Here is a 7,135-nt window from a genome sequence, read left to right as displayed (position 1 = left end):
GTGACCGCAACCGCATCGAGCGCATGTTCGGCCATCTTAAGCAGTTCCGCCGCATCGCCTCCCGATACGACAAAACCGCCCTGTCATTCGCCAGCCTCCTGAACCTGGCTGCAATCCGCAAGTGGTTGCCGAACTTTGTCAACACGGCCCAGCTCGCCTCGGCTTACGCCGCAGCTGCGACCGGAGCTTTGTAACCCTCTCCCTTGATGAGCACCGCACATATGATCTGCGTTATTTTGTTGGCGAGCGCGACGGTGACCAGTATGCGTGACTTTGCTGGGCAGCAACTGCTCGACCCGTGAGCACGCCGGAGCGCCGCGTCTGCTCGCCTGCAGCACGACCGCGCTGCTCCTGATGATGAGCAAGCGCCCGAGCGTTCGCTCGCCCATCTTCGTCATCGAGCCCAGCTTCTGTTTGCCTCCGTCGACAGCTGCCGAGACGCCAGGCCGACCCAGGCGGCGCAGTCGCGGCCCTCGGTAAAGGTCTCTGCTGGCGGTGCCAGGCGGGGCAGAGTAATCGGCCCCACCCCAGAGATCGTCATGACCCGCAGCGCAATCGCATCCTCGCGTGCTCGCGTGCTCGCCGTGCGATCTCCTTGTCGGGATCACCAATCCTGTCGTTCAGCTTACCCGGAAGTTCGAGCATCGTGCGAAACATCGTTCTGGCTGCGTCAGGAACGGACGAGCCAATCTCATCTTCGAGCAGGCCGGAGCATCGCCACGTGCGACGGGCCCTTCGGTGCCAGCCGGCCACTCTCGGTGAGAGGTGTCCCCGGATCGCATTGGTCAAATGGGCGCGCTGACGCACCAGCATTTCGCGGGCGCGGAACTCCGGATGCCTGCTGCTCCTCCCTCTCGATCGCCAAGAACCGCATGTTCGGCCGCTGCACCGGCTCGCACATTGGCTCCTAGCTCATGATCGACCACCTTGCCTGTGACATCCTGGACGGAGTAGCCTTTCGAAAGATGCACTCACCCGCGAGTTTCGGCCGGCTCAGGTTGCAACGTTCTGAGATTGTTCGGTGACATGGGGGCCAGATCAAGGCGATAATGGTGCAATATCCACGATCGAGTGGAAGGAAGCACCTTGTGGCAGGTACTCCACGGGAGCGCCAGAACGACTGAAGCAGTGCGTCGAGCGACACGGCATATTCAAGAGAGCCTGAGAGCGCTGGCCAAGCGCCATGGCGTCAATCAGAAGACGATCGCCGGGTGGAAGAAGCGGTCCTCGACTGCCGACGTACGGACCAAGCCAAAGGAGCCCAGGTTCATAACGCTGACGATTGAGGAGGAAGCAGTCGTGGTGGCGTTCCGGTACCACACGCTGCTGCCGCTGGATGACTGCCTTTACGCGCTACAGGAGACCATCCCACATCTGACACGCTCCTGCCTGCATCGCTGCCTGCAACGTCATGGCATCAGCCGGTTGCCCGATGTCGATGGCGACAGGCCGGTGCGGGCGATGTTCGAGGCCTACCCCATCGGCTACTTCCACGTTGATCCGGCTGAGGTGCGAACCGAGCAAGGCAAGCTCTACCCGCTTGTGGCAATTGATCGAACGTCTAAGTTCGCGTCCGTAGAGCTGCACGAGGAGGCCACTCGCCAGGTAGCCAGTGACTCACTGCGCCACCTGGCAGCCGCTGTGCCGTACCGGATCCATACGGTGCTTACCGAGAATGGAAACGCACTTCACCGACCCAACCGGCGACGGCCGGACGCAAAAAGACATCAATGCAATGCGACCACAGAATCTTTCCTTTCGCTGCCGTTCCTTTGAACTGGTTTGCGCCGACCTCGACGTCGAAAACCGCCTCACCAAGCCACGCCATCCTTGGAACAACGGTTAGGTCGAACGAATGAACCGCACGATCAAAGAGGCCACGGCCTAAAGCTAACATCGCTTTGTGGAGGAAGATGAATCCGTCGACGTCAGAGCCAGAGCGGGCCGGCGCCGCGGGGGAGCGTCGCCGACCCTAGCCGCAATCGGATTGGCATCAGGGGATGCGGCTGCGGCTCACCTAGGCATTTCGCCGGACAAGCGCAAAGGAGAATGGGAGTGGCGCACGATTGGCAGCAGCTTCCGGGCCGCAGCGCGGCGCGGCTTTTCAACGGCGACCGGGTGCTGCTTGCCGTGCCGATCGGGTTGGTAAGCGGCCGTCCCAACCCAGATTTCCCATACGAGCTACACTTCGCACGCTGGGACGACGATGAGGTATGTGAGCGACGAACGAGACTGATGACGACACCGGCGGCATCCTGTGGCTCAATGCTACAGCGCCGACGTTCTCGGCTGAGGTGAACCTGCCTTACTGAGGTTCAGCCATCTTCGCCTTGATGGCGTCCGAGCTCGCCGCGGCCAACTCGCACATCCGCTACTGCCAAGAGGGCGAGGCCTCCTGCCACACCTCCCGATCCCAGTCGGAGTCTGTAGCGAGCTGCGTGTTCCACATTGCCTTTGCTATTTCCTCAACCAGAGTCTCGCCATCGTTTGGGCTGCATATGCGACATCGGCTCTTTAGGCTTTGACCTTGCCGCAAAAGATCGGCTCGGCTGGGCGGGGGCTCGTACCTGCAGCTTGTCGAAGCGCACCTGAACGCTGTCGAGCACGGAGTCGTGCGCGCGTTAGGCCTTCTCCCGAATGGAGCCGGTCCGATCGCGGATCAGGCTCTTGCCGACCTACCCAAGGTCGAACTTGATCTCGACGGGCAGCTGATCTTTGATTGATCCCTCGAAAAGAAGTCGTCACAATCGGGCATGCCTCTTGGTAGCGGTGAAGAAACGGCTTGGGGACATCCATCCCGAGTGCCCACGCCAGACTGCGACTGACGACTACGTGAATGATAATAAAGATGTGAGACATGCACAGCGCTATCAGTATGTCCTCGCTCAATGTTGGACAGCCAGAAGAGGAGCTGTTTTATCGTCACATGGTACTAGCGATGACTATTGCATGTAGCCTATTGCGCACTCACATAAGCACCTGCAGGAGCATCGCGTCGACGCTGAACCTGCCCTGACCAACGAGACCTGTAAGGAGGTTCTCAGGGCGGCAAGCCAATTTCTTGGCATCATCATCCGTTCAAGCCGCAAGACGTGTGGACGGCCTATGCGAAAGCGGCCTACTGCGATGGGGTACAAGTCTCTCCGGCAGGAGCGGCAGCGCCTCGTGGGCATTGCGCGGAAGCAAGGAGGTCGGCGATGACCACCCTCTGCCAGCTCGCCCGTGACTGGAACGGCATCGTGCCTGAGGGGGAACGCTTGAAGAGCGAAAGTGGAATGGCTTGCACTGCCTCTACTTTCGCAGGCTCGACGGCAAACAACGCCGCTGGTCACGCAACGGCACTCGACATGAAGCCGCGGACCTCAGCCTGCACCACCTCATGCTCATAGGGGAGCAACCTGGGGAAAACTTGTTCGTAGACGGTGAAGTGGCGTTGGCCGGGAAGCCGTCAGCAACCAAGCACTAGATTGAGCGCAGTTAGCGTGCGGTTGGAGTAGCTGGCAGGCTGCACCTGTTCGACTGCATGGCTGAGGCGCACTGGCGGGCAGGGGGCACGGAGACGCCGCTGACGAGCGCAAGGTATGGCTGGCAGGCTTGGTAAGAGCAGGGTTCTGCTGACACTTGGAGATCGCGCGAGCACAGCCGCGGTGCCACGAGACGAGCTGCGTCCAGCTGGTCGATAATACGTGGATCTTTGACACGGCTCAGGCGCTAGATGAGGCGCAGAGCATCTGGTCGCAGGGCAGTGAAGGCGCTATGCTTGAAGGCGCCATGGCGCCATACAAGCGGGCTCAGGGTGCATCATGGCTGAAGGTGAACCAGGCAAACGCGTAGACGTGAATTGGCGTCCGCTTTGCAGCTTGAGGGATGTTGAACTTTGAGCGAAGTGAGAACACACGACATTATTGAGCGGCCAGAGATGGTTCGGTCTGTCCTTATTAGATACGCGTCACTGTTCGGTATTGCGGCTGGATCAGTTGCAGCATGCTTTGGAATTTCGGTTGGTCTACGATGGATGGACTACCAAGCCTACGTCGAACTTGAGGGCTGTCTGAACGCTGAAAGGTCAGAGCGTCAGCACGGACTTCCTTTGCGGGCGCCCGAGTTCAGTTGTGTTGGCATGCTCCTGGATAGGTCGACAATCAGCCCTCTTGGCGGGAGCGCACCTTGACGGAGGGTATCGTCACCCGCGCTTTTGAACTCGCCAGCAGCGGGAAGTTTCGTGAGTTGGTAGAGCTCGAGCGGCAGCTAACACGCGAGGGCTACTCGAACGTGGGGATGCACCTCAACGGACCGTTGCTGAGGAAGCAGCTCAGGGCGGCGATGGTAGCGTCTAGATGATGCCTCAAGAATAATGCTGACTGGCTGGGCGGTGACCTTCGTGCTTGCCGGTGCCATAGCCATAATCGACGTGCTCTACGCCGACCAGATGATGAGCACGTACGGCCGAGTGCTTCTCGGCACCCTGGCTCTCGTGATCATAGCGGTAACGATCTGGAACCTGTGAGCTGCGGACAACTTACCTTTGGAACGAGGGTGATCCGTTGGTTCTTCCCCTACAAGGAATCCGCAAACTCGCACAGACGCGGAGGAGGGGGCACGCCGACAGCAGCTATTCTAGGGAGCAATGATGAAATTAGGCGATCGGGAGTATGTATTCGTCTTGGCGATGCTCGGCTTGGTGTTGCTCGTCATCGGCAAGGTCATTTTCCGTGTTTTCGGGCCCGGACTGAGTCGCCTCGTGCAGTTGCTTGGCTTTGGCGCAATTGTTACCAGCGTGCTGTTCGCTAGTGCGCTCGCGCTGCCATACTTCGGGTCGTTTCGTTAGCTCTTGGCGAGCGCTTACCGGGCGGAAGTCCGCGCAGCGCGTGCCGTAGTCCGTACACGCACCGCTTGCTGGCAGGTAATGATCGGACCGGCGCTTGATGATACTCAGGGAACTGTAGCAAAATGAGGCACATGGCGCCTGGTCACGTACTGTCTACTCAAAGCAGACTAGCGTTCCTTTCCATGTTGGCGCATGTAGTGGCCGTAACAGGAGGCGACCATGAAGACATGGCTTTTTGTTGGCGAAGCGGGACTTCAAGCTCTCAGTCGCAACAAGCGCGGGGCTCGACTGCCTGAGCGACTCGGCCCATGGTACTTGCTGTCCACGGCAAGCTTTGATGAGGCAGCAGACCAGAACCTGACGGCGCTCCGATCTATCGAGGCCAAAGGCTATTTCGTTCTTGGCTACGCCGATCCCAAGCTCGTCATACATCAACAAGTCGCGAGGACGGCAGCCGGCCCACAAGCCACCGGCCCCGCTCTCGGGCATGCGCCCCCCGAGTTTGGCAGGCCTCAGATAAGAGACCTGATCTGGAACTCCATCGTACGCATCCGATAGAGGCCGCGATCAGGTCACGACATAGATGCCTGTTTAGGCGGCGAGCTCCGGAGCCTGCTCGAGAGTCTGCGCAGCCTTCCAGTGCCAGGGGAGAAGCTCGTGTAGTCGGGTCTGCGGGATGTCGGCGATGCGATCGAGGACATCGCTGAACCAGGCGAGCGGATCGACGTCGTTGAGCCGCGCGGTTCCAAACAGACTGAACATGATGGCGGCCCGCTCGCCGCCGCGGTCCGAGCCGACGAACAGCCAAGCCTTCCTGCCCCGGGCCACGGCACGAAGCTCGCGCTCGGCCGAGTTGTTCGTCAGGCAGATCCGACCGTCGGCGAGTAAGGTGGTGAAGCCTTCCCAGTCGTTGAGGAAGTAGGCAATCGCCTTGGCAACAGCATCGTGGCACGAGAGGCTGGCGCGTGTCGTGTGCATCCAGGTCTCCAGCTTGGCGACGATGGGCGCGGATCGCTCCTGGCGAACGGCAAGCCGCTCGGCGGCAGGCTTGCCGCTGATGTCGCGCTCGATGGCAAAGAGCCGATCGATTATGACCAGCGCCTCGGCTGCCAAGGGAGAGACGAGCGGCGCCGCACCGTTCTTGCGCTTTGTCTGCTGCTTGATGTCGACAAGCTTGAAGAACTCCCGGCGGCCATGTGCCCAGCAGTTTGCGCGCGTCATCGGCTGCTCGCTTCGGCCGTCGCGGAACAGCTCGTTGAAGCCGGCAAACCTGTCGACCTGGAGGATCCCGCTGTAGCCAGCCAGATGTGCCCGAGGATGCTCGCCCTTGCGATTGCGCGAGTAGTAGCACAGCGCCACCGGCGGAGCCGGCCCGCCAAACGGCCGATCGTCGCGGATATAATCCCAGATCCGCGCTACCTCGGCCTTGTGCTTGGCGAGCAGCGGTACCGTGGTGTCGTCGGCGTGCAGCCGGTCTGCCGCAAGCGCGTGGGCTTCCAGGAGCAAGAACAGCGGCTTTACCGCCACGCAGATCGCCCCGATCTGATCCGCCAGCGTCGAGAGGCTCAAGGGGATGCCCTCTCTCTCGAGGCGGTCACGCTGGCTGTTGAGAGGCTGATGCAGCCCGTATTTCTGGAAGGCAAGGTTTGCCAGGAAGTGCGGACCGAACATCCCGCGCGGGGTAACGTGGAATGGCGCCGGAGGCTGGCTGATCTTGTCGCAGCGGCGGCAGGAGACCTTTTCCCGCACGGTCTGGATCACTTTGTGGCGCGCCGGCACGCGCTCGAGCGTCTCGGTGACGTCCGCGGGCAAGTGGCTCAGATCGTCCGAGCCGCAGCATGGGCAGGTTTCGGGCGCAGGGATCACGACCCTCTCGCGCGGCAGATCGGCAGGGAACTCCCGGCGCGTGCTCCGCTTGCGGGTGAAAGCCGCGACCGTGGTGGTCTTTGCCGCCGCGATTCGGCCCAGAAGCTCGGCCTCGCTGGCGTTTGCCTCCAGCTCCTCGAACGTCAGCTCCAGCTGGTCGAGCAGGCGCCGGCTGCGCTCCGAGCTTGCGCCGTATTTTTCACGGCGCAGCTTTTGATTGATCAGCTCGAGATAGGCGTTGCGGGCCAGCAGATCGGCATTGATCGCCCGCACCTTGGCCAGCTCAGCCTGGGCTTCGAGGACCTCGGCCTGGACTGTGGCAGCTTGCTCGCGAACGGTAGCGAGCTCAGCATGAAGCTGCTCACGCTCGTCAGGTGCGTCGCTTGCGGCCATGCCCTTTCATAGCACGCGCCCGCCACAAACCCTAGGATTTTAGCCGTT

The 7,135-nt window shown here is 61.0% G+C and carries 5 protein-coding genes and 1 pseudogene; 5 read left to right on the top strand and 1 reads right to left on the bottom strand.

Annotation, left to right across the window (positions count from 1 at the left end; all coding sequences use genetic code 11):
• The 5 genes and pseudogenes from HNO88_RS20115 to HNO88_RS20095 form a co-directional block, all read left to right on the top strand.
• Positions 1 to 194 (top strand): transposase (locus HNO88_RS20115; protein WP_184250117.1); only part of this gene is annotated, 194 nt, incomplete at its 5' end.
• Positions 195 to 1,086: 892 nt separating this feature from the next.
• Positions 1,087 to 1,843, top strand: a pseudogene (locus HNO88_RS20110) (transposase family protein); the annotation flags it as partial.
• 2,511 nt (positions 1,844 to 4,354) lie between these two features.
• Positions 4,355 to 4,507, top strand: a complete 153-nt coding sequence (locus HNO88_RS20105; protein WP_184250114.1) for a hypothetical protein — start codon at positions 4,355 to 4,357, stop codon at positions 4,505 to 4,507.
• 123 nt (positions 4,508 to 4,630) lie between these two features.
• A complete protein-coding gene (locus HNO88_RS20100; RefSeq protein ID WP_184250111.1) occupies positions 4,631 to 4,828 on the top strand; it encodes a hypothetical protein in 198 nt (65 codons plus the stop codon).
• 219 nt (positions 4,829 to 5,047) lie between these two features.
• A complete protein-coding gene (locus tag HNO88_RS20095) occupies positions 5,048 to 5,386 on the top strand; it encodes a hypothetical protein (protein WP_184250108.1) in 339 nt (112 codons plus the stop codon).
• Between the two features lie 33 nt (positions 5,387 to 5,419).
• Here HNO88_RS20095 and tnpC read toward each other — a convergent pair whose 3' ends face one another.
• On the bottom strand, positions 5,420 to 7,087 hold the full coding sequence (tnpC, locus tag HNO88_RS20090; RefSeq protein WP_184250104.1) for an IS66 family transposase: 1,668 nt from the start codon (positions 7,085 to 7,087) through the stop codon (positions 5,420 to 5,422).
• Positions 7,088 to 7,135: the final 48 nt, after the last annotated feature.

Origin of the sequence: Novosphingobium chloroacetimidivorans (assembly GCF_014204535.1) — a bacterium.
Lineage (GTDB): Bacteria > Pseudomonadota > Alphaproteobacteria > Sphingomonadales > Sphingomonadaceae > Novosphingobium > Novosphingobium chloroacetimidivorans.
The sequence above is the reverse complement of the archived record's forward strand: the minus strand, read 5'-3'. Positions and strand labels throughout refer to the sequence as shown.

Coding starts and splice junctions, on each gene's coding strand:
- HNO88_RS20105 (WP_184250114.1), top strand. CDS start 4,355: ATGCTGACTGGCTGGGCGGTGACCTTCGTGCTTGCCGGTGCCATAGCC.
- HNO88_RS20100 (WP_184250111.1), top strand. CDS start 4,631: ATGAAATTAGGCGATCGGGAGTATGTATTCGTCTTGGCGATGCTCGGC.
- HNO88_RS20095 (WP_184250108.1), top strand. CDS start 5,048: ATGAAGACATGGCTTTTTGTTGGCGAAGCGGGACTTCAAGCTCTCAGT.
- tnpC (WP_184250104.1), bottom strand. CDS start 7,087: ATGGCCGCAAGCGACGCACCTGACGAGCGTGAGCAGCTTCATGCTGAG.